Genomic DNA, 24,587 nt, shown 5'->3' on the forward strand with positions numbered 1-24,587 from the left:
CAGTTACCCGCGCTGCGTTTACGGGCAATTCGCGTTCATGATATGTTATATGGTAACAATTAAACCTCAATGACGCAGACGTCGTGCGCCTGAAAGTAATGACTCCATGCAGCCCTCCCAAATTTCTGAACCTGCGCAACCTTCACCGCTAACCTCTCATGCTCGTTACTCTTTGGCCAAAACCCAGGCCATGCTGACCGCAAGATTAGTCTTCGGGTTAAGCGCATCAATTTTTCTGATGATTGTTGTGGCATTGATTGTCAGCATGTTCGAGTCATCATCGCGCTGGACTACTCTATTAAGCAGTAATGCAGCAGTGCTCATTTTGCTGGCTATCTCTTTCTATAATGCGCAGCGAATTTGCCAATGGCGGGCAGAGGTTTACTCACCATCGCAAAAAATCGAAATTCCAGCTGATGAAGCCGAACCATTGCCGACGGTATATCAGCGGCTGGCAGCACTCATTCCCATCAACTTTAAACGCATCAATACGTTGCTCAAGAGTGATGGCATATGGCTGGGCTCGATGTCGGTATTTGTGTTGTTTGTCACACTGGTGAGTTGGGGTGAACATTATCTTCCCCTGGATGAAGGAAATCTGCGCTGGTTTGCCGTGGGCTGTATTGCAGCGGCGATGTTTGTCACATTGGTTGCCGAACGCCACTTAGCCGCAACAGTGAACGAAGCCTGGCCGGAAGCGAAATACCTTGCCCCCATAGTGCGCCTGACCCTCGCCGTCCAACTCCTCACGTTACCGCCGCTGATTTTTCCTGGCGCGAACATGTCACTGCTGGTCAATCTCCCAGCCATTCTTGTCGTGCTGGTGGCGATTGAATTCTTGTTGCGCGGGCTGTTTTCATTATTCACACCACCTCGTGAAGAAGGTGATGAACCCGCGTTTCTCGCACAAAGCCAGTTGGCGGCACAGCTTGTTTGGCCTCCGCGCCCCCTGCTTTTCTTGCAGCATGAACTGCATCACCACTTTGGTATTGATTTGCGCCAGCTTTGGGCTTTCACGGTGCTGCGCCGCGCATTCTTGCCGGTGCTGGCGGTAATGATGCTTTGTGGTTGGTTACTGACTGGAATGCAGCAAATTTCTGCTACCCAACGGGGCATTTATGAGCGTTTTGGCAATCCGGTAGCCGTATTGTCTTCCGGACTGCATTACGGGCTGCCGTGGCCTTTCGGGCAAGTCATGCTGACGGAAAATGGCCAAGTGCATGAGTTAGCCGCCGGAGAAGAATCCGATACCACGCCTGAACCGCTGACCAGTGCCGAAGGTAAGGCACCCGCAAGTGCAGACCGCCTATGGGACGCCATCCATAGTTTTGATAAAGCACAGATTATTGCCAGCCAAAGCGGCAGCCAACAAAGCCTGCAAATCATTAACAGCGATGTGCGATTTATGTGGCGCATTGGCTTAACCGACGGCGCAGCACTGGCGGCAACGTATCACAGCATTAACCTCCCGGAACTGATTCGCAGCACCGCGAATCAGGTGTTGGTACATCAGTTTTCCTCACTGACACTTGAGCAATTGCTGGGTGAGCAGCGCAACGATTTAGCGCTGCAGATTAACCGGGCAGTGCAGCAAAAACTCGACGATCTTCACAGCGGTGTAGAACTGCTTTCGACCGTCGTCGAAGCTATCCATCCACCAGCAGGTGCGGCTGATGCATTCCATGGTGTGCAGGCGGCACAAATTTCTGCGCAGGCCCTGATTTCCCGCGAGCGGGGCCATGCGGCAGAACTGGCAGCCAGCGCACAAACTACCGCTACCACTCGCCAGAATCAGGCCCAGATGAATGCCACCGATGTGACCAGCATAGCGCAATCAACCGCCGTGCGTTTTGCCGCGCAGAAACAGGCAGTCGCGCAGTCGGGGCAGGTGTTTGTCGATGAATTATGGTTTAGCCAATTACGTCAAACGTTGGGCCACAGCCCGTTATTAATTATTGACCATCGCATTGGTGCGGATTCGCCGCCGACTATCGACCTGCGCGAGTTTCCCTCATTGAACGAAGCAGCACGGCGCGATGCGCCTTCTAAATCTACACAGGAGTCTTCCCGTTGAGCCATTCCCATCATCATGGTTGCAGCAGCGGTTGCCATCACAGCCATCATTCTGCCTCTAAGGCCGCGAAAACGAAGGTCTGGAAACGCATTACGGGCGCGGGATTGCTGGTTATTATTCTGGCGGCGGCTGCAAGTCTGGTTCAGGTGCGCTCGGGCGAATCGCTAATCATTACCCGCTTTGGTAATCCGGTGCGTGTGTTGCTTAATCCAGGTCTTGCCTGGCGATTGCCCGCACCTTTTGAAATGTCGACCGCCGTTGATTTGCGCCTGCGTACTACGTCGAGCGGCTTGCAGGATGTTGGCACGCGCGATGGCCTGCGAATTATTGTCCAGTCGTTTGCCGTCTGGCAGGTCGATAACACGCCGGAGCATGTGCAACGCTTTATGCGCGCAGTGCAAAACCAGCCTGATGAAGCGGCGCGGCAAATCCGTGCGTATCTGGGCTCGGCGCTGGAAACCACCGCCAGCGGTTTCACGCTCTCTCAACTGGTAAATACCGACAGCAAACAGGTGCAACTCAACCAGTTTGAATCGCATTTACAGGCGCAAATCAGCCAGCCACTGCTGGAAAGCTATGGTATCCGGCTAGTGCAAGTCGGAACCGAACGCCTGACACTACCGGCTGTAACGCTCAATGCCACCGTTGACAGAATGCGTGCCGAGCGCGAAACCATCGCCACAGAACGCACCGCTGAAGGCAAACGCGCTGCCGCAGAAATTCGCTCCGCAGCGCAACGAGATGCTCGTATTGTTGAAGCGCAGGCGCAGGTTCAGGCGGCTGATATTGAAGCGCAGTCTCAAGCACAGGCGGCAGAAATTTATGGCAAGGCGTACGCCAGTTCGCCACAACTCTATAGCCTGTTGCGCCAGCTTGATGCGCTCAGTGGCGTGGTGAACTCCAGCACTCGCTTAGTGTTACGCACCGACGCCGCCCCTTTCCGCCTGTTAGTGGAAGGGCCAAAGCTGGATAAAAACCATGAGTGATAATCGGACAAAAAAGTCTGCTGGCCCATGGACGCAATCAATAGGCCTGGCGTTTTATGCGCTCTATGGGCTGACGTTGCTGGCAGCTGCGACATGGCTGTTCTCTAACGTCCGCCAAATCCCCGCAGACAGCCGGGCGGTGGTGCTGCATTTCGGTGCCCAGCAACGCATTGCAGAACCGGGTTTGCTACTGACCTGGCCAAAACCGATTGATGATGTGGTGATGGTGCCTGCGCCAGACCGGGTTATCGAACGTCACGTAACCGCGCTATTGCGCTCCGCCGATGCGCTGCACGCGGATATGCGTGAAGATAACAGCAACGATGCGCTGGCGGGTTCTGGTTATCTGCTCACGGGCGATGCGGGCGTAGTGCAGTTGGATATCAGCGTATTTTACCGCGTCGCCACGCCAATGGATTATGTGTTGCAGGGCGAGCATGTGCTGCCGGCTCTCGACCGCCTGGTTGAGCGTGCCGCCATCGCGGTTTGTGCATCCAGGGATCTCGATACTATTTTGGTGGCGCGCCCGGAAATGGTCAGCGGTGATTTAAACGTTGCCCAACAGCGTGAACGCCTGCGTGCCGACGTACAGCACAACATCGAACACAATCTACAACGCCTGGCACAATCGGGGAGCTCGCTGGGCATTACTCTTGAGCGGGTTACCGTGCAATCCACCTTGCCTGCAACGACGGCCACCGCTTTCAATGCCGTGTTAACCGCAAGCCAGCAAGCATCGCAGGCCATCGCCACTGCGAATACAGATGCCTCTTTAATACGGCAAAAATCCACCCAGCTGGCCGACCAGTTACGCCAAACGGCACAAGCTCAGGCGCGAGAAAAAGTGGCCAAAGCCCAGTCCGATACGGCGATGGTGAATCGCCTGGCCAGTAGCCATAACGACCCCGACTTGTTAGCGCGAATTTACCGCGAACGGATTGCAGCAATTCTGGCACAGGCCGAAGCCGTCATCACTGTCTCACCACAAGATGATGCGCATCTGATATTGCAAGCCGCCGGGCAAAAGGAACCTTCTAAACCATGAGCACCCATTCAGTTAATCCTGGCAGTGCCTTGTCTCATCAGGAACAGCGACAAATTGCCCGCCAACTGATACTCGCGCTAGTTGCCAGCGGCACGTTAATTCTTGGTTTGCTGTGGCGATGGCTGGTACCGGGACAAGTCGCTGTCGCCGATATTTTACTGGGGGCTGCATCACTGATGGTTGGCATCCCCGTTTTGCGCCACGCCTTCTACAGCCTGCGTTACCCAAGCCTGCACGGGATTACCGATCAGTTGATTGCTTTAGCGCTGCTTGGTGCATGGGCGACGGGCGATTTGCTCACCGCCGCACTGTTACCGCTGATTATGATAGTGGGCCATATTCTCGAAGAACGTAGCGTGATTGGTTCCCAGGAAGCGATTGAAGCGCTGGGTAAACTTACCCGCAGCCGGGCACGTCGCTTTGATGCCGAGGGCAATCTGCATGACATCGACAACCATGAACTGGTGGCGGGCGATATCGTAGAAGTGCGTGCAGGCGACCGACTACCCGCCGATGGACACGTGCTGGAAGGCCAGGCAAGTCTCGACACCGCGCCCATCACTGGCGAATCCGTGCCGCTAGAAGTCAAACCCGGTATGAATGTTTATGGCGGGGCAATAAATCTGGATGGCCGTTTGCGCATTGAAGTGACTCGCACGGGCGAAACCTCAACACTGGGACGAGTTATCGCACTGATGCAGAGTGCCGAACAAGCCAGCCCACCGATTACGCGTTTGCTGGAACGCCACGCGGCACGTTATCTGCTGCTGGTTTTACTGATTGCCGCTAGCACCTGGTTTTTGACCCAGAATAACCAGGCCATGTTGGCGGTGCTGGTTGCCGCCTGCCCGTGTGCACTAGTGCTTTCTGCACCTGCGACATCCATCGCTGGGCTGACAGTCGCTGCGCGCCACGGAATTTTGATCCGCGGTGCGGCGTTCCTCGAAGAATTAGCTGAACTCAATGCCGTCATTATTGATAAAACCGGCACACTTACCCACGGCAAACTACAACTTCATGAATTGCTACCAGAAGACGGTGAATCACCAGCAGCGCTGTCTGCACTGGCGGCAAGCCTGGGTGCGACCAGTAACCATCCGGTAAGCTGCGCGTTGGCCCGTATCGCCCCGCAAAGCGAATGGCCTCTGCTTGAAAATGTGCATGAGTATCAAGGATTAGGCGTCGCAGCAACTACCGCTGCGGGCGAAGCATTTCTTGGCAGGCATGAGCTATTAAAAACGCAGGACACGACGCTACCGGAAGAACCGCCACATGATGGGCCAATCGTTGGCCTGGTGCTGGCAGGCCGTTTTCGCGGCTGGTTTTTGCTGGCCGATAGCCTGCGGGACGAAGCCGAAAACGCAATGGCAGACCTACGCGAACTGGGCCTTAACCGGCAGATATTGTTGACTGGCGACCGTCAGGCCGTTGCTCAACGCATCGCCAAAATAGTGGGCATAAACGATGTGATTGCTGGGGCACTTCCTGCCGATAAACTGCATCAGGTAAGCGTGCAAATCGACAATGGCTACCGGCCAATGGTCGTGGGCGATGGCATCAATGATTCGCTGGCGCTAAAAGCGGGCGTGGTGGGAATAGCAATGGGCGCAGGCGGTTCAGATATCGCCATGGCGTCAGCCGATATTGTGTTGATTGGCGGGGATTTGCGCCGCCTGGGAACCTGCGTGCGCCTAAGCCGCCTCTGCCGCAGGACACTACAGATGAACGTGCTGATAGGCCTGGGCTGGACGCTGGTGATTGTCGCCGCCGCCGCCTTCGGCTGGCTCGGTGCCTCGGGTGCCGTGATCGCTGCCATACTGCATAATCTGAGCACGCTACTGGTGCTAGGTAACGCCGGACGGTTATTGCGATTTGAGGAAAAAGTGAGTGGGTAAGGATTGATAGCTTCTGCGCAAAATTAACCCTGGTGTATCACATGAAACGAAGCAAATAGCAGCCTGAAGTTACCCTCTAGCCCCCTCACGCACCCTTACGCTATACTACCCGTTGAAATTGCTGGCCCAACCTCCACGGACCAGCAGCCAACACGCTTTAACCCATGGATATTCAACTTCCCTTCCGAGGATTCGGCTTTTAGCTGAAAAAACTATGTTAAACAGTATTTTATTAATACTTCTTCTTATTGCTATAAGTGCGTTCTTCTCAATTTCGGAGATCTCGCTGGCGGCGTCCCGTAAAATAAAACTCAAGCTGCTCGCTGATGAGGGCAACGTTAACGCGCAACGCGTACTGAAAATGCAAGAAAGCCCTGGCATGTTCTTTACCGTCGTGCAGATTGGCCTGAACGCAGTGGCGATTCTCGGCGGTATCGTCGGCGATGCTGCATTTTCACCGGCCTTTAAGGTACTTTTGGAGCGTTTCTTCTCACCAGAAATGTCTGACCAACTGAGCTTCATTATTTCGTTTACCCTTGTTACCAGCCTGTTCATTCTGTTTGCAGACCTCACCCCGAAACGCATCGGTATGATTTCGCCTGAAACGGTTGCTTTGCGAATCATCAACCCGATGCGCTTCTGTCTGTTTATCTTCCGCCCGCTGGTGTGGGTCTTTAACGGCCTGGCAAACGTGATTTTCCGTATTTTCAAACTGCCAATGGTGCGTAACGATGACATCACGTCCGACGACGTGTATGCCGTATTTGAAGCCGGTGCGTTGGCTGGTGTGCTGCGTAAACAGGAACATGAGCTGATTGAAAACGTGTTTGAGCTGGAATCGCGTACCGTGCCGTCATCAATGACATCACGTGAAAATGTTATCTGGTTTGATTTGCACGAAGACGAGCAGAGCCTGAAGAACAAAATCGCCGAGCATCCCCATTCCAAATTCCTGGTGTGTAATGGTGATATCGACCATATCGTGGGTTACGTTGATTCAAAAGAGCTGCTGAACCGCGTGTTGGGCAACCAAAGCATGGCGCTCAACAGCGGTGTGCATCTGCGTAACACGTTGATTGTGCCGGATACGCTGACGCTCTCCGAAGCGCTGGAAAGCTTCAAAACTGCGGGTGAAGACTTTGCGGTTATCATGAACGAATATGCATTGGTGGTGGGTATCATCACGCTAAATGATGTGATGACCACGCTGATGGGAGACCTGGTTGGCCAGGGAATGGAGGAGCAAATTGTTGCTCGTGATGAAAACTCCTGGCTGGTTGAAGGCGGCACTCCGATTGACGATGTGATGCGCGTGCTGGATATCGACGAGTTCCCGCAGTCCGGCAACTACGAAACCATCGGCGGCTTTATGATGTTCATGCTGCGAAAAATCCCGAAACGCACCGATTCGGTGAAATTCTCAGGGTATAAGTTCGAAGTTGTGGATATCGATAACTACAGAATCGACCAGTTGCTGGTAACGCGTATCGACAATAAACCGACACCGCTGACGCCAAAGCTGCCTGATTCTGAAGAGCAAACCACCGCGTAACCGTCATACACCAGAAACACTAACGGCACCCATGGGTGCCGTTTTATTTGGTTCCGCTAATGGCTTTACGCCATTTCCGCCTGCATACGCAGAACCTGGCGGTTTACTTCAGACATAACAGATAGATGCTGCTTATCTTTCACTTTTGGGATAAGAATTTTGCCCTTATCAAATTCAAAAGCGCCAACGTCCTTGATGTACAACCGTCCACGGAACAGGATTTTCACGTACTTCGCCACCTGAAGCGGGTTGTACCGTTGGAAAATTTTCATTCTTTTTCTCTCCTGCAGTGTTAACGCCCCTGCGGTTCCACATTTGGTCCGACAAAACGAGGCGAAAAATTTGGTGCCTGGAAACTATAGTCCATATGCAAACCGACACCTAGTTTGCACAATCTTATTTACGGTTTAATTACAATTTCTCAGAACATTCTTTTCAAATGTAACTAAATCTTAGTTTAAGCCTTCAAATTACAGGGATATGTGCGGTCACCCGCAAACTGGCATTGCTGTTGCGGGACAGAAAGCTATTCAGCACATATGCTTAAAACGTCACGACAAGTGGTCGGATCACCTGCCAATAAAATGAGAAGGAGTCATCATGTCCCTACGTTCAACTCTCGCACTTTCCTTGCTGCTGTTACCCCTCATGGCATCGGCCCATAATTTTGAGAATAATCAACGGGTCTCACCTATTGGTATTACAGATAAAGGTGAGTTGATGCTCGACAATGATAAGTTTAGCTATAAAAACTGGAATAGTGGGCAGTTGGTGGGAAAAGTGCGAGTGCTGCAGCATATTGCCGGTCGAACCAGCGCAAAAGAGAAAAATGCCGGGCTGATTGAGGCGATTAAAGCCGCCAAATTCCCACATGACCGCTACCAGACGACGACTATCGTGAATACTGATGACGCGATAATTGGCACGGGAATGTTTGTGCGCAGCAGTCTTGAGAGCAACAAGACACAATATCCATGGTCGCAATTTATCGTCGACAGCAACGGTGTGGCACAAAAGTCCTGGCAGTTGGAAACCGGCAGTTCAGCGATTGTGGTGCTGGATAAAGAAGGCCGCGTGCAGTTTGCAAAAGATGGCCCACTCACTCAGAAAGAAGTGCAGCAGGTCATCAGCCTGCTGCGAGAACTGCTTAGTAAATAGAAACGCGGAAGCCTGGATTTAGGAATGATTCACGCGGGGTGTAGTCGAGAGGCTTACCCTGCCAGTCATGCACATGCGCACCTGCCGCTGCCGCAACGGCATGGCCTGCTGCGGTATCCCAGATATTCGTTGGCCCAAAGCGCGGGTAAAGTTGCGCCTGCCCTTCTGCTACCAGGCAAAATTTTAATGATGAGCCAATAGATGTGGTTTGGTGTTCACCCAACTGATGCAGATACTCTTTCAGCTCATCATCGCTGTGCGAACGGCTAATCACCACCAGCGGTGGGCGAGCATCGCGTACGTGAATCTGGTTGCGTACACCATTTTCTTCTTTCCATGCTTTACCTTCTGCCGCGCTGTACATCACGTTCAGCACGGGTGCGTACACCACGCCCAACACCGCTTTGCCTTTTTCGATAAGGGCGATATTAACGGTGAATTCCCCGTTACGTTTGAGGAACTCTTTAGTGCCGTCCAGCGGGTCTACCAGCCAATAGCGCTGCCAGTTTTGGCGGGTCTCCCAGGACTGCGGATCTTCTTCTGAAAGCACCGGAATTTCCGGCGTGAGCGTTTGTAGCCCCTTCAGGATAATAGTATGAGCCGCAATGTCAGCCGCAGTCACCGGCGAGTCATCTGATTTTTGCGTCGCTTCCAGCGGTTTCTCCCCCTGGTAAACGTCCATAATGGCGGCTCCCGCCACCCGGGCTAGTTGGCAAATTTGCTCTAACATTATCCACCTCATGTTGTGTCGCAGTGTTGCTTGTCCTGCGCGTAATTAACTTATTGTTTTGCGAGAGTTGTTTTTTATATCGCAAAGCGCCTGGTTGCGCTATCTGTGAAGCGATTCCGGTTTACCAAACCCCATTTCTGGCACACTTCACATTTTTGTAAGCAACAACGTTTATATACATAATCTTTTGTGGCCTACCTCGAAAAAGGACCTTTAATCATGATTAAGTTTAGCGCAACGCTTGTTGCCATGCTGGTTGCTTCCAGCGTTCATGCGGCAACCGTTGACCTGCGTATCCTGGAAACCACCGATCTCCACAGTAATATGATGGATTTCGATTATTACAAAGACACACCAACAGAGAAATTCGGACTGGTGCGTACGGCAAGCTTAATCAATGCCGCTCGTGGTGAGACAGTAAACAGCGTACTGGTGGATAATGGAGACCTGATTCAGGGTAGCCCACTTGGCGATTACATGGCGGCAAAGGGGCTGAAAAAAGGCGATATCCACCCAGTTTATAAGGCACTCAATACCCTGGATTATGCCGTTGGCAACCTGGGTAATCACGAGTTTAACTATGGACTCGATTACCTGCATATGGCGCTGTCCGGCGCAAAATTCCCTTATGTGAATGCCAACGTTATTGATGCTAAAACCAATAAGCCACTATTCACGCCTTACGTGATTAAAGAAACCGCCGTCAAAGATAAAGACGGCAAAGAGCAGACGTTGCGCATCGGATATATCGGTTTTGTTCCACCGCAAATTATGACGTGGGATAAAACCAATCTGGAAGGCAAAGTCACGGTGGCAGATATTACTGAAACTGCCCGTCTTTATGTGCCGCAGATGCGTAAACAAGGCGCTGATTTAGTGGTGGTTATCGCCCACTCAGGCCTTTCCAGCGACCCATATCACGCTATGGCCGAAAACTCGGTTTATTACCTCAGCGAAGTTCCGGGTGTCGATGCCATTCTGTTTGGTCACGCCCACGCCGTTTTCCCTGGTAAAGATTTTGCCAATATCAAAGGCGTAGATCTTGAGAAAGGCACGCTAAACGGGATCCCTGCGGTCATGCCTGGTATGTGGGGCGACCATCTTGGAGTGGTCGATTTAGTGCTGAATAACGATAGCGGCACCTGGAAAGTGACAAGCAGCAAAGCCGAAGCGCGCCCAATTTACGACAGCGTAGCGAAGAAAGCTTTGGTGTCCGAAGATGCCAAATTGGTAAAAGTGCTGAAGCACGACCATGACGCGACGCGTGAGTTTGTCAGCAAGCCTATCGGTAAGTCATCCGACAATATGTACAGCTATCTGGCACTGGTACAGGACGACCCGACCGTGCAGGTGGTGAATAACGCCCAGACCGCGTATGTAGAAAAATACATTCAGGGTGATCCGGATCTGGCTAATCTGCCGGTGCTTTCCGCCGCTGCGCCATTTAAGGTTGGCGGACGTAAGAATGATCCGGCCAGTTTTGTGGAAGTGGAAAAAGGCCAGTTAACCTTCCGTAATGCCGCCGATTTGTATCTTTATCCCAATACGCTGGTCGTGGTGAAAACCACGGGCAAAGAGGTCAAAGAGTGGCTGGAATGTTCCGCAGGCCAGTTTAATCAGATTGATGTAAACAGCACGAAACCGCAGTCACTGATTAACTGGGATGGTTTCCGCACCTATAACTTTGATGTTATCGATGGCGTGGATTACCAGATTGATGTGTCACAACCTGCGCGTTACGACGGCGAATGCCAGATGGTGAACCCGAAGGCCGAGCGTATCAAAGAGCTGACGTTCAAAGGTAAGCCAATCGATCCAAACGCGACCTTCCTGGTAGCAACCAACAACTATCGTGCTTACGGCGGTAAGTTTGCCGGTACTGGCGATAGTCATATCGCGTTCGCATCACCAGATGAAAACCGCTCAGTGCTGGCGAACTGGATTACCGCGAGCAAAGAGATCCACCCTGCCGTCGATAACAACTGGCGCCTGGCTCCGATTCACAGCAACCAAAAGTTAGATATTCGCTTTGAAACTTCACCGGGCGAAAAAGCCGCAGCCTTTATCAAAGATAAGGGCCAGTATCCGATGAAAAACGTCGGCAGCGATGAAATTGGCTTTGCGCTTTATCAGCTTGATTTGAGTAAGTAAGATCTCAGGCGTCCCGTTCATTTCGGGACGCCATTACCTGCGGCAAATTCACTTCAACCCAATCGGCTAACGCCGCGACTTTTTCACTCACTTCATGACCCAATGGCGTCAGGCTGTACTCCACATGCGGCGGCACAACCGGGTACGATTTCCGATTTACAAAACCGTCGGCTTCGAGCCATTGCAGAGTTTGTGCGAGCATTTTTTCACTCACCCCGCCCATCTTGCGACGCAAATCGCTGAAGCGATGCGTCCCTCCCTGTAATGCCACCAAAATCAACACGCCCCATCTGCTGGTGACATGCTTTAGCACATCCCGCGATGGACACTGTTCGGCGAACAAATTGCCGGTACGCATTTGCTCGGTTAACGACGGTACACGAGTTTCAATTTCACTCATTTCATACTTACCTTTTTGTGCGTACTTACTAAAAGTTAGTGCTGGTGATAGTGTGACACAACTTAACCAGAACCTCCCAGGAGATTTACCATGATCGCTATTACCGGCGCTTCTGGCCAACTTGGCCAACTCGTTATTGAAGACTTGCTGAAAACCGTTGCCGCCCTGCAACTGGTTGCCATTGTGCGTAACCCTGCAAAAGTGAGCCAGCTTGCTGAGCGTGGGGTTCAGGTCCGCGCTGCCAGTTATGAAGATAAAGCTGCACTGGTGCATGCTCTAACAGGCGTTGAAAAATTACTGCTGATTTCCTCAAGCGAAGTAGGACAACGTGCGATTCAACATCGCAATGTCATTGAAGCGGCTAAGGAAGCGGGTGTGAAGTTGATTGCCTACACCAGCCTGCTGCATGCAGATACTTCCCCACTAGGTCTCGCTGAAGAACACGTCGCCACCGAGAACATGCTCCAGCAATCAGGCATTCCATTTGTGTTGCTACGCAACGGCTGGTACACCGAAAACTACCTCGCCAGCGTACCGCCAGCTCTGCAACACGGCGCGTTTATTGGTAGTGCAGGCGAAGGAAAAATCGCTTCTGCAACACGTGCCGATTACGCAGCAGCCGCCGCAAAAGTGATGACGCAAGATAACCAGGCTGGCAAAGTTTATGAACTGGCAGGCGACAACGGTTGGACGCTAGCAGAACTGGCAGCTGAACTGACAAAACAAAGCGGCAAAACCGTGGTGTATCAACATCTACCAGAAGCAGATTTTAAAGCGGCATTGTTGGGTGCAGGACTGCCGGAAGGACTGGCTGCACTGTTGGCAAACTCCGATGTCGGTGCGTCAAAAGGTGGCTTATTTGATGACCGCCGCCAGTTAAGTGAGCTGATTGGCCGCCCAACCACCACGCTTGTTGATAGCCTTCGCACTGCGGTGTAATTGTTAACTTTCCGTTAAACATGGACATCCCTATACTCAACGGATGTCCTGACGGAGGTGATATCTTGCAAGGTGTTCCAGAACAGTTCAACGATGAAAAAGACAGCGCCCAGTTTCGGCATTTGCCGCAATTGCCTGGCATCGAGTTGTATCACGCCCATATCTCTCGTTATGCCTTCGAGCCGCACACCCACGAAGCCTTTGGCATTGGCACGGTAACCAGGGGCGCGGAGCGTTTTCGCTATCGTGGTGCCCAGCATGTGGCGGCACAAGATTCTCTGGTACTGATGAATCCCGATGAACTGCATACCGGGGAAGCAGCAACTGAAGACGGCTGGCAGTACCGCATGATTTACCTCGAACCAGAAATTCTCGAGACAGTTACCGGTTCGCGAAGCTGGTCGTTTAGTGAGGTGGTCAAGCACGATCCGCTACGTGCTGGCCGCATTTCGCAATTGATCAATGGGCTATGGCGCGAGAGCGATTCGCTGGCTCAGCAAGGACTGCTGCTTAATCTCATCGACACTTTCCGCCCCTACGCTCGTCATTTGCCTTATAGGCCACAAGGATCAGCGCATCGTTTTGAGCAAATTCGGGACTATCTGCACGACAACTATATGCATCCGGTGACGCTTGATGAGCTTGCTGCCGTCGTTTCGCTAAGTCCATATCACTTTCAACGGATGTTCAAAGCACATTTCCATGTAACCCCTCACCAAATGCTGATGGCAATTCGCCTGTGGCGTGCCAAGCAGTTTCTAACCGACGGTATGCCCGCAGTGCAAGTCGCGCTAGTGAGTGGATTAACCGATCAAGCCCACCTGACCCGCGCTTTTTCCCAACGTTATGGCATCACGCCTGTACGTTATCAGAAACAGGTTGCCCGCTAGCAATACCGCAAGCTGATACAATATTTCCCCCCGCACTCCATCTACACTCTACGCAAAGAGTTAAGTGGAAGAAAAAGATGCTAACTGGCGTGCTGTACGCTCTGCTCGCAGGGTTGATGTGGGGGTTGATTTTCGTTGGGCCACTGATTGTGCCTGATTATCCGGCAGCAATGCAGTCCACCGGGCGCTATCTGGCGCTGGGATTAATTGCACTCCCTTTGGCCTGGTTTGGACGACAACGTCTGCGCCAGTTGTGTCGCGAGGATTGGTTCACCGCACTCAAGCTTTCAACCATTGGCAATCTCATTTATTACGTTTGCCTCGCCAGTGCTATCCAACGCACCGGGGCACCAATTTCAACGATGATTATCGGCACCCTTCCGGTCGTGATTCCCGTATTCGCCAACCTGCTTTATAGCAAACGCGATGGCAAGCTACCGTGGCACCGTCTGGCACCTGCGCTGGTGATTATTGCGTTGGGGCTAGTGATGGTGAATACCGCAGAATTGCGCAGCGGTGAGCTCGAATTTAGCTGGTGGCGCTATGTGAGCGGCATTGGGCTGGCATTTATTTCCGTCGCTTGCTGGGCGTGGTATGCGCTGCGAAATGCTCGCTGGCTGCGTGAAAACCCGGACAAAAATCCGCTAATGTGGGCTACTGCGCAAGGGCTTTCAATCTTGCCATTTTCACTGTTGGGATATATCGCCGTCTGCCTATGGATGTCACGCACCAACACCGATTTTACTCTACCATTTGGCCCGCGCCCTGAAGTGTTTCTGACACTGATGCTCGCCATTGCGCTGTTTTGTTCCTGGCTTGGCGCGTTATGTTGGAACATTGCCAGCCAGCGTTTACCAACCGTTATCGTCGGCCCATTGATTGTCTTCGAAACCCTCGCAGGGCTGGCGTACACCTTCATACTGCGTCACAGCTGGCCTCCGTTGCTGACATTATTGGGCATTGTTTGTCTGGTCGTCGGCGTGGTGATGGCCGTGTTAACAAAACCGCAGAAAAATACACTCACTGAAGTCGTGATCACGACGGAGAAATAACCTTTACCTCGAAATAGTCATAGCGCCGCCTTAAAGATGCATTTAATATGCATCTTATATTATCAACAACGAGGTATTTGCTCATGGCTTTCCGCGACCAACCTTTAGGTGAACTGGCTTTAACTATTCCACGCGCATCTGCGCTGTTCCGTAAATTGGATCTCGATTTCTGCTGCGGTGGAAAGCAGACGCTTGAGCGTGCTGCAACGCGTAAAGATTTGGATCTGGATACCATTGAAGCAGAGCTGGCAAAACTTGCTGAAGAGCCCATAGAGAAAGAGTGGCGTGCCGCACCGCTGGCCGAGATCATCGACCATATCATCGTGCGCTATCACGACCGCCACCGCGAACAACTACCAGAATTGATCCTTCAGGCGACAAAAGTTGAGCGCGTACATGCCGATAAACCTAACGTACCTAAGGGTCTGGCGAAGTATCTGACTATGCTGCATCAGGAGCTGAGCAGCCATATGATGAAAGAAGAGCAGATTCTGTTCCCGATGATTAAGCAGGGAATGGGGTCACAGGCCAATGGCCCGATTAGCGTGATGGAAAGCGAGCATGATGATGCAGGTGAGTTGTTGGAAGTTATCAAGCACACCACTAATAACGTGACGCCACCGCCGGAAGCCTGCACTACATGGAAAGCGATGTATAACGGGATTAATGAGTTGATTGATGACTTGATGAATCACATTAGTCTTGAGAATAACGTGCTGTTTCCACGCGCGTTAGCTGGGAAATAACCGTTTTCGCCCTCTCCCTGAGAGAGGGCGTTAACTATTACTTACGCATTGACGCGATACGTTTCTTACCGACAAAGACCCAGAACACACCTAATACCACAAACCACAATGGCGTCACGATCAGCGCCTGGCGGGTATCTTGCTCCAGCGTCAGCAGTACAATCACAAATACGAAGAACGCCATACATACCCAGCACATCAGTTTACCGAGCGGCATTTTGTAGATGGATTTTTCATGCAGTTCTGGACGCTGTTTGCGGTACACAAGGTACGAGCACAAAATAATTGTCCAGACAAACATGAACAGAATCGCCGATACAGTAGTGATCATGGTGAAAGCTGTAATCACGTCCGGATTAACGTAAAGCATCACCACGCCGCCCAGCAGGCAGATACAGGAGAAGGTCAAACCCTTCGCCGGAACCGCATTCTTAGACAGTTTTCCAAAAGCTTTTGGCGCAGCGCCGTCTTGCGCCAGACCAAACAGCATACGGCTAGTCGAGAACACGCCGCTATTTGCCGAAGAAGCCGCCGAAGTCAGTACCACAAAATTGATGATACTCGCCGCAGCAGGCAGGCCCACCAGCACAAACAATTCAACGAACGGGCTCTTATCTGGTACAACCGAACGCCATGGCGTTACCGCCATAATCACGACCAGCGCGAACACATAGAACATGATGATACGGATAGGAATCGAGTTGATTGCACGCGGCAGAGATTTTTCCGGGTCTTTGGTTTCGGCAGCTGTTGTCCCCACCAGCTCAACACCCACGAATGCAAACACCGCTATCTGGAAGCCCGCGAAGAAACCGCTAAGCCCTTTTGGGAACCACCCGCCATCGTTCCACAGGTTGTTGAGAGAGGCTTCAACACCAGATGGTGAATGGAAATTCGTCAGAATCATCACCAGTCCGATAACAATCAAACCGACGATGGCGACGATTTTGATCATCGCAAACCAGAACTCCATCTCACCGAACATTTTCACCGTGGCAAGGTTCAGGCTCAATAGCACCACAATTACGGCAATCGATGCCACCCAATCTGACAGGCCAGGGAACCAGAATTGTGCGTAGGAGGATATCGCCACTACGTCGGCCATACCGGTCACTACCCAGCAGAACCAATATGTCCAGCCGGTAAAATACCCGGCCCATGGGCCGAGTAAATCCGCCGCAAAATCGCTGAATGACTTGTATTCGAGGTTCGATAACAGCAGTTCGCCCATCGCTCGCATCACGAAGAACAGCATAAAGCCGATAATCATGTAGACGAAGATGATGGATGGCCCCGCGAGGCTAATCGTTTTACCAGAGCCCATGAACAGGCCAGTTCCGATGGCGCCACCGATGGCAATAAGTTGAATATGGCGGTTGGTTAAATTACGCTGCAGCGATTGTTCAGCCGGAGCCTCAGCCTCGTCTGCAACTTTTATCTGATCTACCATGTTGTATTTTTCCTGTGCCTGTCTGTTGTGTTCAGGCTCTACTGGCCTTTATTAAAATATTGAGGATGTGATGTTGTTGTTCCGGGGAACTCAAAGATAGTAGGGAAGAATTGGCAGAATGAATACTAACAATAAATCAGATTGTTAATTTAATGTTTATTTTGAGTACAAAATCACGGGTAAAGAGTGAGGAACATCACACAAAAACTCAGGAAGGGAGTGTTTACCAGATAAAATCACGCTTTATTTGTTAACGACCAAATAAAAACCCCGCCAAAGCGGGGTCGTTTGAACGCTTACAGAATTTCCAGCAGTTCAACTTCAAAAACCAGAGTGCTGTACGGAGGAATTGACGCACCAGCACCACGCTCACCGTAAGCCAGGTTATGAGGGATAGTCAGTTCCCACTTTGAGCCAACTGGCATCAGAGTCAGTGCTTCAATCCAGCCAGCGATAACACCGCTTACCGGGAATTCAGCTGGCTCGCCACGTTGTACGGAGCTGTCGAACACGGTGCCGTCAACCAGCTTGCCGGTGTAGTGCACGCGAACGTGATCTTTACGCGCCGGGATTGGACCAGTGCCTTGAGTCAGAACGCGGAATTGCAGACCAGACTCGGTGCTGCTCACGCCTTCTTTGTTGCTGTTTTCTTGCAGGTATTTCTGCCCTTCAACAGCCATTTCTTTCTGGCGTTCCTCGCGAACAGCATCAGCACGTTCGTGAACTTCGCGCAGTGCGCGATGAACCACATCAACCGGAACTGCCGGAGCATTCCCTTCCAGCGCATCACGCAAACCCGCAACCAGTGCTTCTGGCAGCAGACCTTGCAGACCAGATTCGCTCAGTTGTTGACCTACCTGTAAACCAATACCGTAACTTGCTTGCGCTTCGACGCTGTCAAAAGAAGGGGTCGTCATGAGATTTCCTTTAATGGTATTTAAAAGCAAGCCCGCAGCATAGCAGCGTCAACCAATTGGGTAAAATGCAAAAGCGGCAAAGGTGACAAATGCAGACGAAACAGGAACAATGGTTTGAATGAGCGTTAAATTACGGTTTAGCATCACGTAAACTGGGATTGTGCAATGCATCAAACAGTTAGCGTTCTATAATGGGGTGGGTAAATGAACAGAACACATTGTGTGAAAATGAGGAGGGTTGCCAATGCGATTCGCTGTTAAACCTTGGCTTGCGAAGATTTGGCATGCACCCGATCATTTCCGGCTGATGGACCCACTGCCGGTCATGCACCGTCGTGGCATTATTATTGCGGCAATTGTCGTTGCCATCGGTTTCCTGTGGCCGACCGCTGACGAGCCAACCCGCCCGGTGACTCGTGATGCACAGCTTTCTATTGAGTCACAATCACCGATACATGCAAAGCTGGTAAATCCACCTACTGACACGGTCCCAGCGGCTCCCGTAGAGCCTTCCCGCGTGGTAGAACAACCGCAAGCAGATACTCAATCCCCTGTTACGCAACCTAATAACGATATTCAGCAGCAATGGCGTTCGTACCGTGTTGAGTCCGGACAAACCATGGCGCAGCTTTTCCGCGATCATAATTTACCACCAGCAGATGTCTATTCGATGGCGCAAGTAGAAGGCAGTAACAAGCCGCTGAGCACTTTGCAAACCGGGCAAATGGTGCAAGTTCGTCAGAATGCGAATGGAGTGGTGACGGGGCTGACAATTGACATTGGTAACGACCAGCAAGTGCTGTTTACACGTCAGCCTGATGGCAGCTTTATTCGTGCTCGTTAATTATATTTCGATTTACTCTACATAATTTGAGTTGCAGGAACGTTGGCGGTTTGAAGTATGGCGGTTAAATGCAAAACGCCGGCACGAGGCCGGCGTTTTAACGTATCTACATCAGCGTAAATTACGCTTCAGCAACAACGTTTACAGTCAGTTTAGCGAATACTTCGCTGTGAACCTGGAAGTCCACTTCGTGCTCACCAGCGGTACGCAGAACGCCGTTCGGTAAACGAACTTCGCTCTTAGTCACTTCAACGCCAGCTGCAGTTACAGCGTCAGCAATGTCGCGAGTACCGATGGAACCGAACAGTTTACCTTCGTCGCCAGCTTTAGACGCGATAGTAACAGTTTCGAGTGCGTTGATCTTCGCAGCGCGAGCTTCAGCAGCAGCCAGAACGTCAGCTAATTTAGCTTCCAGTTCTGCACGGCGTGCTTCGAAGAATTCAACGTTTTTCTTGGTAGCAGGAACAGCTTTACCCTGTGGTACCAGGAAGTTACGAGCATAACCCGCTTTAACGTTAACCTGATCACCCAGGCTACCCAGGTTTGCTACTTTATCAAGCAGAATAACTTGCATTACCTTATCCTCTCAAAGTCGTTAATGGACAGTGGCCGATTACTGATGACGATCAGTGTATGGCAACAAAGAAAGGTAACGAGCACGCTTGATGCAGCGAGCCAACTGACGCTGGTATTTTGCACGAGTACCGGTAATACGGCTCGGGACAATTTTACCACTTTCAGTGATGTAGTTTTTCAGTGTAGCGATGTCTTTATAATCGATCTCTACAACGCCTTCCGCGGTGAAACGGCAGAACTTGCGACGACGGAAATAACGTGCCATTAGGCTAGTCTCCAGAATCTATCAATTCAATCTGCTCGGCATGCAATACCACTTTGTTCAGACCATTTTTTGCCTGATGGCAACTAATGAAACCGTGAACCGTGAGTACCGTGCCGACCGTAATACTGTGAGTAATGGCTGAAAGTGCGTGCCCGCTAATAATAACTGGCATACGGCACCAAGCCTGCCGGCTTAAACCGGCTTCCTCTTGCACAGAACGGTGCTCAAGCACGAACTGGCAGTGAGGAATTCCTGACGGGCTGACCTTACGAAGAGGCGTCTTGCACACTGTGCCAGACAACACCAAGTGGTTGGCCGTCATTGGAAATTACTCTTCAGAATCCCCAGCATCTGCATCATCAGCAGTTTCGCTAGCGAAGTCATCACGGCGATCGCGACGTTCGTCTTTAGCTTTAACCATTGGAGATGCTTCGGTAACCGCGTGTTTAACGCGCATAACCATGCTGCGGATAACGGCGTCGTTGAAGCGGAAGTTAGTTTCCAGCTCATCGATCACTTCCTGCGGAGCTTCAACGTTCAGCAGAACGTAGTGTGCTTTGTGCAGTTTGTTGATCGGGTAAGCCAGTTGACGGCGGCCCCAGTCTTCCAGACGGTGGATCGTACCTTCTGCTGCAGTGATTGCAGTAGTGTAACGTTCGATCATACCCGGAACCTGTTCGCTCTGGTCAGGATGGACCATAAAAACGATTTCGTAATGACGCATCGAATTGCTCCTTACGGATTATTCAGCCTCCTGTCAGGGTCAGCCGCGGCCCATGGAAGCAAGGAACGTGTTTATAAAGGCGGCTGAAAAATTGACGCGTAATCATACAAGCGCAGCTCCGCAAACTCAAGGTTATATATAAATTAATTCTTTTGCATGAAGGTCAAATTTTGCGTAATGCGCTAACTCAGTGAAATTTATAGCATTGCCTTGAATAGCTTAAAAATTTTGACCAACACCATCAGAAATGGTCACTTTTTATTCAACGCTAAGGCGTTACACTAATTGTCATAGGCCGCCACTATTCATTAACAGGAGCGACGACCCACAGCTAACACATTAAGTTGTAGTGGAGCGGATTATGAAAACTATCGCCTTAGCCTTTGTCGTGGCACTTTTACTTTGCTCGAATGCGACAGCTGCTATCAAAATTGACAACCATCAGGCCAAAAATATGGATGATGTGATGAGCTTAGGTGTGATTTACATCAACCATAATTTTGCTACCGAACACGAGGCTGAAGTCGCGATTAATGACGACGCAGACCAACACGGAGCAAAGTACTACCACACAATACTGATGAGAGAGCCTGGAAGTCACGGCAATATGCGTGTCAGCGCTGATATTTATCGGTAACAGATGCAATGAGGTAATGAAGTAACGCGTTAACACCAGGAATACCACAACGACATAGAAAGCCAACGTTTGACTTGCCCCCGCTTGCGGGGGCTTTTTTATACCAGGTTACAGGTGTTCACTAAAGAAACGTCTGGTAGCATCCAGTGCCGTTGGAGTAATTCGATGTTTTACCCCCGGCTCCCGTAAGCAGACCATCTGTTTATTCAGTCCATTATCAATAAGTGCTTGCTCCAAACGCCAGGTCTGTTCCGCCGGAACCACATCGTCTTCCTCGCCATGCCACAGCAAAACTGGCCGGTTGCCGATACTTTCCAACTGATGGCTGATGTCATAATCAGCCAATGCATTAAGCGAATCGAAATCCTGCGCCCGAGGAGGAAACAGCGTTTGTCCAAGCGACATAAAATATCCGGACCCCATCAGGCACGCCACACAGCGAACTTGTGAGTAACGCGCCATAATGCCAAGAGCAGTCATTCCTCCCATCGAGGCGCCCCCCACAGCCACTCTTTTTTCATCAATGGGGTAACGCTCAGACAATGCCAGGTGAAGAGGAGAAAATTCATCAATGTTTTGTTTGAGAATCGACCAGAATTGATACAGGCGTGCCGTGTCATCACCAGTGAAACGGGCCCCGTGCTGCTCAGAGTCAGGCATAATCACCCGCATTCCTGCCTGAGCAAGAGCTACAGCAAAGTAGCTGTAAACCAGTTTGGATGACGTAAAACCATGGTAGAAAAACACGACAGGAAGTTTGTTATCTTTTTCCCCAGCAGGCACTGCATGCAAAACTTCAATACCAGCTAACTGCTCTGTGTAGATTTCTATCATGGGATTCACTCCATATCATGGGGAAACATCCTTTGTATGCCAGCACTTACAGGATGGCAAGCCATTAACGGCAGTGATTATTCTTCACTATGAGATCTGCTTAGCGATTTTCATTCGAAAGTGATTAAAAAGCGCGGGGAAGCTAACAGAACGGGAACATTCCCCCTTCCCAGAAAAAAACCGGGGCTACAATATGGCTATTAAGAGACGAGAAACGATCATGCGACTGCTATCAGCTTTGTTACTTGCGACAACGCTCAGTGCCTGTAGCGTATTGCAAGGTACACCACAACCCGCACCTCCGGTCACTGGAAGCCCTCAGGAAATTCAGCGTTCGCAAACGCAGGGGTTAAACAAAATAGGGACTGTAACAGTACTTGAACGTGGCTCCCCAATGGATTCTGAAAGGGCGCTAAAGGAGAAGGCTGTTGCAGCAAAAGCGGACTACTACCTCATCATATTGAACGATGAGACAGTGGTGCCAGGACAATGGTATGCGCAGGCGATTTTGTACCGCAAGTAATTCAACGCTTCGCTTATTTATTGATATTTACACAGCTTTGCGCCAATTGATCGTTTGTTATGCACAATGAACTTCGGCCTACGGAAAGCGCTGAAGTTCATCTAAGCGAAGGAATGCCCTGTTGATTTAGGGTACGTAATAAAGGAGCTAACTATGAAACGATCACTGGCCTTAACCTCATTGCTGTTGTCCGTAGGGCTTATTACGACATCGGCACAATCGGCAGAAGATGTTGCAGCAGATTGCGTGACGGGTTTGAACGAAATCGGCATGATTTCTGTAAATGGCATCGCAGGTAGCGTGCAGGATGTCGAAAAAGTCATTGCCCTGAAGGCGGATGAACATGGAGCATCGTACTATCGCATTATCAAAATGCAGGAAAACCAGCTTGCAGAAGGTTGGCGTGTACAAGCTATTATTTATGCATAAATAAGCCAGCGACCATTTAAGTAAACTCTATGGCGCTGGCTTTTATGTTTTTATCCCGTACGACCCGTCGCCCGTAGCAGTACATCAAGTAAAACCTGATTGGGCAAAACACTTTCTCCCCGCGAATCCAACATCATACGACACCAGGCCTCGCCTAAAGGCGGAGACAAATGCTGTAAAACCTGAGCACCCGTCGCAAGAAGCGCTAATAGCCGGCTTAGCTCGCGGCTCCATTCCTCTTGTGGCTTATGCAGTCGCTGTTGTAATTGCCGCCAGCTTCGATCGAAATGTCGGTTCTGCCCTTTCACCTCGTCAAACTCAGCATGTAGCATTTCCATAACGCCAGGCTGTTTTGCTAACACCCGCAGCACATCCAGACTCATGATATTGCCTGAGCCTTCCCAAATACTGTTCACCGGCATTTCACGGTAGATACGTGGCAATTCGCTGTCTTCGCAATAACCGATTCCACCAAGTACTTCCATCGCCTCTGCAACAAACGGAATGCCCGATTTACAGACGCTAAATTTAGCGGCTGGAGTAAACAGGCGGCTGTAGGCCAGTTCATGCGGGTTACCCGGTGATTCCCAGGCACGAGCCAGGCGAAACAGAAATGCCGTTTGTCCTTCAAGCTGCAAAGCCATACGCCCAAGAACCTGGCGCATAGCAGGTAAATCAATTAGGTTTTTGCCAAAGGCTTGCCGTTGATGTGCGTGATAGAGGGCAACCGAGAGCGCACGGCGCATCAGGCCGTGACTGCCAAGCGCGCAGTCAAAACGTGTATATCCGCCCATTTTCAATATAGAACGAATCCCCTCGCCTTCTTCGCCGATAAGCCAGGCGGTTGCATCGTAAAACTCAACTTCACTGCTGGCGTTCGAGCGATTGCCTAGTTTATCTTTCAAACGTTCAAAACGAACCTGATTGCGTTGTCCGTCAGGTAAAAACCGAGGCAGGAAGAAGCAAGACAACCCACCTTTTGCCTGAGCCAGAACCAAATGCGCATCGCTTTGCGGGACAGAGAAAAACCATTTGTGACCAACTAAGCGATACATCTCGCCAGGACCGCGTTTCTCGATGGCCTCAGCACGCGTAGTATTACTCAGTACATCTGATCCCCCCTGTTTCTCTGTCATCCCCATACCAATCAACAGACCGCGTTTCTGGGCTCCAGGTGAGAGATGTGCGTCGTAACGATCACTGAGCAAGGGTTTTAGCCAAGACTGGAATTCTTTGGGTAGGTGTTGTTGTAATAGAGGAATAGCACCGAACGTCATAGTAATGGGGCAAAGCGTGCCCGCTTCCACCTGCGCATGCTGAACAAAGCGCGCGGCACGGGCCACAAATGAGCCCTGACGGGCATCTTCCTGCCACGGTAAGTTGTGCACCCGATTGGCAAATAGCCCTTGCATCAGTAGATGCCAGGCTGGATGAAAGCGAACGTCATCAAGCCGTTCTCCGCTCGAGTCATAACGAAGTAATTCGGGTGGGTTTGTATTGGCCAGCCGCCCTAATTCCAGCGATTCAGCTGAACCAAGTTGCTGGCCAATACTTGCCAAAAGCTCAGCATCCCAGCTAGCACCTTCACGAGCAACAGCCTCGGTTAACGAAATATCAGAGAGAAAGAGGTTACTGTTGTTGAGGGGTATCGGTTGGTTAAAAACGGTATGAGTTTGCCAGCGCATCGTGTTCCCTCCTGTAATGGCAATGCCATTAGTATGGACGGTGACAGCACTTATGCATGGAGGGGGATCACAAAGCGGGGTGCAA

Annotated in this window: 26 protein-coding genes; 15 read left to right on the forward strand and 11 right to left on the reverse strand. The window is 51.0% G+C overall.

Annotated features, from left to right (window positions below):
- Nucleotides 1-106 precede the first annotated feature (106 nt).
- From hflK (FH968_RS13945) to FH968_RS13965, 5 genes are all read left to right on the forward strand, one after another.
- Entirely contained in the window at nt 107-2,074 is a 1,968-nt protein-coding gene (gene hflK, locus FH968_RS13945; RefSeq protein WP_139880429.1) for a protease modulator HflK, read from the forward strand.
- Nucleotides 2,071-3,060: a protease modulator HflC gene (hflC, locus tag FH968_RS13950; protein WP_189389134.1), complete on the forward strand. Its 990-nt coding sequence runs from the start codon at nt 2,071-2,073 to the stop codon at nt 3,058-3,060. The genes hflK (FH968_RS13945) and hflC overlap by 4 nt, the downstream gene beginning before the upstream one ends.
- A complete protein-coding gene (gene hflK / locus FH968_RS13955) occupies nt 3,053-4,105 on the forward strand; it encodes a protease modulator HflK (RefSeq protein WP_139880431.1) in 1,053 nt (350 codons plus the stop codon). The genes hflC and hflK (FH968_RS13955) overlap by 8 nt, the downstream gene beginning before the upstream one ends.
- Complete coding sequence (locus FH968_RS13960) at nt 4,102-6,000, forward strand: cation-translocating P-type ATPase (protein ID WP_139880432.1); 1,899 nt, start codon at nt 4,102-4,104, stop codon at nt 5,998-6,000. Before hflK (FH968_RS13955) ends, FH968_RS13960 begins: the two co-directional genes overlap by 4 nt.
- Before the next feature lie 214 nt (nt 6,001-6,214).
- Complete coding sequence (locus FH968_RS13965) at nt 6,215-7,552, forward strand: hemolysin family protein (RefSeq protein ID WP_139880433.1); 1,338 nt, start codon at nt 6,215-6,217, stop codon at nt 7,550-7,552.
- A gap of 65 nt (nt 7,553-7,617) precedes the next feature.
- Here the strand turns inward: FH968_RS13965 and FH968_RS13970 are convergent, their stop codons facing one another.
- Nucleotides 7,618-7,824 carry a DUF1107 domain-containing protein gene (locus FH968_RS13970; RefSeq protein ID WP_121266826.1) on the reverse strand — a complete coding sequence of 69 codons (207 nt, stop codon included), beginning with the start codon at nt 7,822-7,824 and terminating at the stop codon, nt 7,618-7,620.
- A gap of 328 nt (nt 7,825-8,152) precedes the next feature.
- On the opposite strand from FH968_RS13970, the gene FH968_RS13975 reads away from it, so the two are divergent.
- On the forward strand, nt 8,153-8,710 hold the full coding sequence (locus FH968_RS13975; RefSeq protein ID WP_139880434.1) for a YtfJ family protein: 558 nt from the start codon (nt 8,153-8,155) through the stop codon (nt 8,708-8,710).
- Here the strand turns inward: FH968_RS13975 and cysQ are convergent.
- Nucleotides 8,700-9,440 (reverse strand): 3'(2'),5'-bisphosphate nucleotidase CysQ, encoded by a 741-nt coding sequence (gene cysQ / locus FH968_RS13980; protein WP_139880435.1) that lies wholly within the window; start codon nt 9,438-9,440, stop codon nt 8,700-8,702. The genes FH968_RS13975 and cysQ overlap by 11 nt on opposite strands.
- A 219-nt stretch (nt 9,441-9,659) precedes the next feature.
- Here cysQ and FH968_RS13985 point away from each other — a divergent pair, with 219 nt between their 5' ends.
- On the forward strand, nt 9,660-11,591 hold the full coding sequence (locus FH968_RS13985) for a bifunctional 2',3'-cyclic-nucleotide 2'-phosphodiesterase/3'-nucleotidase (protein ID WP_139880436.1): 1,932 nt from the start codon (nt 9,660-9,662) through the stop codon (nt 11,589-11,591).
- 4 nt (nt 11,592-11,595) lie between these two features.
- On the opposite strand, the gene FH968_RS13990 is transcribed toward FH968_RS13985, so the two are convergent.
- Nucleotides 11,596-11,991 (reverse strand): helix-turn-helix domain-containing protein, encoded by a 396-nt coding sequence (locus tag FH968_RS13990; RefSeq protein WP_139880437.1) that lies wholly within the window; start codon nt 11,989-11,991, stop codon nt 11,596-11,598.
- Between the two features lie 90 nt (nt 11,992-12,081).
- Between FH968_RS13990 and FH968_RS13995 the strand changes: the two genes are divergently transcribed.
- The 4 genes from FH968_RS13995 to ytfE all read left to right on the forward strand — a co-directional run bounded on the left by FH968_RS13995 (nt 12,082) and on the right by ytfE (nt 15,618).
- Nucleotides 12,082-12,930: an SDR family oxidoreductase gene (locus FH968_RS13995; RefSeq protein ID WP_139880438.1), complete on the forward strand. Its 849-nt coding sequence runs from the start codon at nt 12,082-12,084 to the stop codon at nt 12,928-12,930.
- Between the two features lie 65 nt (nt 12,931-12,995).
- Entirely contained in the window at nt 12,996-13,820 is an 825-nt protein-coding gene (locus FH968_RS14000) for an AraC family transcriptional regulator (protein WP_139880439.1), read from the forward strand.
- 77 nt (nt 13,821-13,897) lie between these two features.
- Nucleotides 13,898-14,872, forward strand: a complete 975-nt coding sequence (locus tag FH968_RS14005; protein ID WP_139880440.1) for a DMT family transporter — start codon at nt 13,898-13,900, stop codon at nt 14,870-14,872.
- 83 nt (nt 14,873-14,955) lie between these two features.
- Complete coding sequence (gene ytfE / locus FH968_RS14010; protein WP_139880441.1) at nt 14,956-15,618, forward strand: iron-sulfur cluster repair protein YtfE; 663 nt, start codon at nt 14,956-14,958, stop codon at nt 15,616-15,618.
- A gap of 37 nt (nt 15,619-15,655) precedes the next feature.
- On the opposite strand, the gene cycA is transcribed toward ytfE, so the two are convergent.
- Together cycA and fklB are read right to left on the reverse strand one after the other, a co-directional pair.
- A complete protein-coding gene (gene cycA, locus FH968_RS14015; RefSeq protein WP_139880442.1) occupies nt 15,656-17,068 on the reverse strand; it encodes a D-serine/D-alanine/glycine transporter in 1,413 nt (470 codons plus the stop codon).
- A gap of 296 nt (nt 17,069-17,364) precedes the next feature.
- Nucleotides 17,365-17,985, reverse strand: coding sequence for an FKBP-type peptidyl-prolyl cis-trans isomerase (gene fklB / locus FH968_RS14020; RefSeq protein ID WP_139880443.1), 621 nt, complete (start codon nt 17,983-17,985; stop codon nt 17,365-17,367).
- A 238-nt stretch (nt 17,986-18,223) separates the two neighbouring features.
- Between fklB and FH968_RS14025 the strand changes: the two genes are divergently transcribed.
- A complete protein-coding gene (locus FH968_RS14025; protein WP_139880444.1) occupies nt 18,224-18,829 on the forward strand; it encodes a LysM-like peptidoglycan-binding domain-containing protein in 606 nt (201 codons plus the stop codon).
- A 121-nt stretch (nt 18,830-18,950) separates the two neighbouring features.
- Here FH968_RS14025 and rplI read toward each other — a convergent pair whose 3' ends face one another.
- From rplI to rpsF, 4 genes are read right to left on the reverse strand one after another with little or no spacing between them, the layout of a single operon-like run.
- On the reverse strand, nt 18,951-19,403 hold the full coding sequence (rplI, locus tag FH968_RS14030; protein ID WP_139880445.1) for a 50S ribosomal protein L9: 453 nt from the start codon (nt 19,401-19,403) through the stop codon (nt 18,951-18,953).
- A gap of 39 nt (nt 19,404-19,442) precedes the next feature.
- Complete coding sequence (rpsR, locus tag FH968_RS14035; RefSeq protein ID WP_002210155.1) at nt 19,443-19,670, reverse strand: 30S ribosomal protein S18; 228 nt, start codon at nt 19,668-19,670, stop codon at nt 19,443-19,445.
- Between the two features lie 4 nt (nt 19,671-19,674).
- Nucleotides 19,675-19,992, reverse strand: coding sequence for a primosomal replication protein N (gene priB / locus FH968_RS14040; RefSeq protein ID WP_139880446.1), 318 nt, complete (start codon nt 19,990-19,992; stop codon nt 19,675-19,677).
- Nucleotides 19,993-19,998: 6 nt separating this feature from the next.
- Nucleotides 19,999-20,394 (reverse strand): 30S ribosomal protein S6, encoded by a 396-nt coding sequence (gene rpsF, locus FH968_RS14045; RefSeq protein ID WP_139880447.1) that lies wholly within the window; start codon nt 20,392-20,394, stop codon nt 19,999-20,001.
- Between the two features lie 361 nt (nt 20,395-20,755).
- Between rpsF and FH968_RS14050 the strand changes: the two genes are divergently transcribed.
- Nucleotides 20,756-21,031, forward strand: a complete 276-nt coding sequence (locus FH968_RS14050; RefSeq protein ID WP_139880448.1) for a DUF1471 domain-containing protein — start codon at nt 20,756-20,758, stop codon at nt 21,029-21,031.
- Between the two features lie 108 nt (nt 21,032-21,139).
- Here the strand turns inward: FH968_RS14050 and yjfP are convergent, their stop codons facing one another.
- The gene (gene yjfP / locus FH968_RS14055; RefSeq protein ID WP_139880449.1) at nt 21,140-21,865 is read right to left on the reverse strand and encodes an esterase; all 726 of its coding nucleotides are present in this window, start codon (nt 21,863-21,865) and stop codon (nt 21,140-21,142) included.
- A gap of 193 nt (nt 21,866-22,058) precedes the next feature.
- Between yjfP and bsmA the strand changes: the two genes are divergently transcribed.
- A complete protein-coding gene (bsmA, locus tag FH968_RS14060) occupies nt 22,059-22,388 on the forward strand; it encodes a biofilm peroxide resistance protein BsmA (protein ID WP_139880450.1) in 330 nt (109 codons plus the stop codon).
- A 153-nt stretch (nt 22,389-22,541) separates the two neighbouring features.
- On the forward strand, nt 22,542-22,817 hold the full coding sequence (locus tag FH968_RS14065; protein ID WP_064561826.1) for a DUF1471 domain-containing protein: 276 nt from the start codon (nt 22,542-22,544) through the stop codon (nt 22,815-22,817).
- Between the two features lie 50 nt (nt 22,818-22,867).
- On the opposite strand, the gene FH968_RS14070 is transcribed toward FH968_RS14065, so the two are convergent.
- Nucleotides 22,868-24,502 (reverse strand): isovaleryl-CoA dehydrogenase, encoded by a 1,635-nt coding sequence (locus tag FH968_RS14070; RefSeq protein WP_139880451.1) that lies wholly within the window; start codon nt 24,500-24,502, stop codon nt 22,868-22,870.
- Nucleotides 24,503-24,587 lie beyond the last annotated feature (85 nt).

The organism is Buttiauxella sp. B2, assembly GCF_006376615.1.
Classification (GTDB): domain Bacteria; phylum Pseudomonadota; class Gammaproteobacteria; order Enterobacterales; family Enterobacteriaceae; genus Buttiauxella.

Coding starts and splice junctions, on each gene's coding strand:
- cysQ (WP_139880435.1), bottom strand. CDS start 9,440: ATGTTAGAGCAAATTTGCCAACTAGCCCGGGTGGCGGGAGCCGCCATT.
- rplI (WP_139880445.1), bottom strand. CDS start 19,403: ATGCAAGTTATTCTGCTTGATAAAGTAGCAAACCTGGGTAGCCTGGGT.
- bsmA (WP_139880450.1), top strand. CDS start 22,059: ATGGCTATTAAGAGACGAGAAACGATCATGCGACTGCTATCAGCTTTG.
- yjfP (WP_139880449.1), bottom strand. CDS start 21,865: ATGATAGAAATCTACACAGAGCAGTTAGCTGGTATTGAAGTTTTGCAT.
- FH968_RS14050 (WP_139880448.1), top strand. CDS start 20,756: ATGAAAACTATCGCCTTAGCCTTTGTCGTGGCACTTTTACTTTGCTCG.
- FH968_RS14005 (WP_139880440.1), top strand. CDS start 13,898: ATGCTAACTGGCGTGCTGTACGCTCTGCTCGCAGGGTTGATGTGGGGG.
- ytfE (WP_139880441.1), top strand. CDS start 14,956: ATGGCTTTCCGCGACCAACCTTTAGGTGAACTGGCTTTAACTATTCCA.
- priB (WP_139880446.1), bottom strand. CDS start 19,992: ATGACGGCCAACCACTTGGTGTTGTCTGGCACAGTGTGCAAGACGCCT.
- FH968_RS13995 (WP_139880438.1), top strand. CDS start 12,082: ATGATCGCTATTACCGGCGCTTCTGGCCAACTTGGCCAACTCGTTATT.
- hflK (WP_139880429.1), top strand. CDS start 107: ATGCAGCCCTCCCAAATTTCTGAACCTGCGCAACCTTCACCGCTAACC.
- FH968_RS14065 (WP_064561826.1), top strand. CDS start 22,542: ATGAAACGATCACTGGCCTTAACCTCATTGCTGTTGTCCGTAGGGCTT.
- FH968_RS13960 (WP_139880432.1), top strand. CDS start 4,102: ATGAGCACCCATTCAGTTAATCCTGGCAGTGCCTTGTCTCATCAGGAA.
- FH968_RS13965 (WP_139880433.1), top strand. CDS start 6,215: ATGTTAAACAGTATTTTATTAATACTTCTTCTTATTGCTATAAGTGCG.
- fklB (WP_139880443.1), bottom strand. CDS start 17,985: ATGACGACCCCTTCTTTTGACAGCGTCGAAGCGCAAGCAAGTTACGGT.
- FH968_RS13975 (WP_139880434.1), top strand. CDS start 8,153: ATGTCCCTACGTTCAACTCTCGCACTTTCCTTGCTGCTGTTACCCCTC.
- cycA (WP_139880442.1), bottom strand. CDS start 17,068: ATGGTAGATCAGATAAAAGTTGCAGACGAGGCTGAGGCTCCGGCTGAA.
- FH968_RS13985 (WP_139880436.1), top strand. CDS start 9,660: ATGATTAAGTTTAGCGCAACGCTTGTTGCCATGCTGGTTGCTTCCAGC.
- hflK (WP_139880431.1), top strand. CDS start 3,053: ATGAGTGATAATCGGACAAAAAAGTCTGCTGGCCCATGGACGCAATCA.
- rpsR (WP_002210155.1), bottom strand. CDS start 19,670: ATGGCACGTTATTTCCGTCGTCGCAAGTTCTGCCGTTTCACCGCGGAA.
- FH968_RS14070 (WP_139880451.1), bottom strand. CDS start 24,502: ATGCGCTGGCAAACTCATACCGTTTTTAACCAACCGATACCCCTCAAC.
- rpsF (WP_139880447.1), bottom strand. CDS start 20,394: ATGCGTCATTACGAAATCGTTTTTATGGTCCATCCTGACCAGAGCGAA.
- FH968_RS13970 (WP_121266826.1), bottom strand. CDS start 7,824: ATGAAAATTTTCCAACGGTACAACCCGCTTCAGGTGGCGAAGTACGTG.
- FH968_RS13990 (WP_139880437.1), bottom strand. CDS start 11,991: ATGAGTGAAATTGAAACTCGTGTACCGTCGTTAACCGAGCAAATGCGT.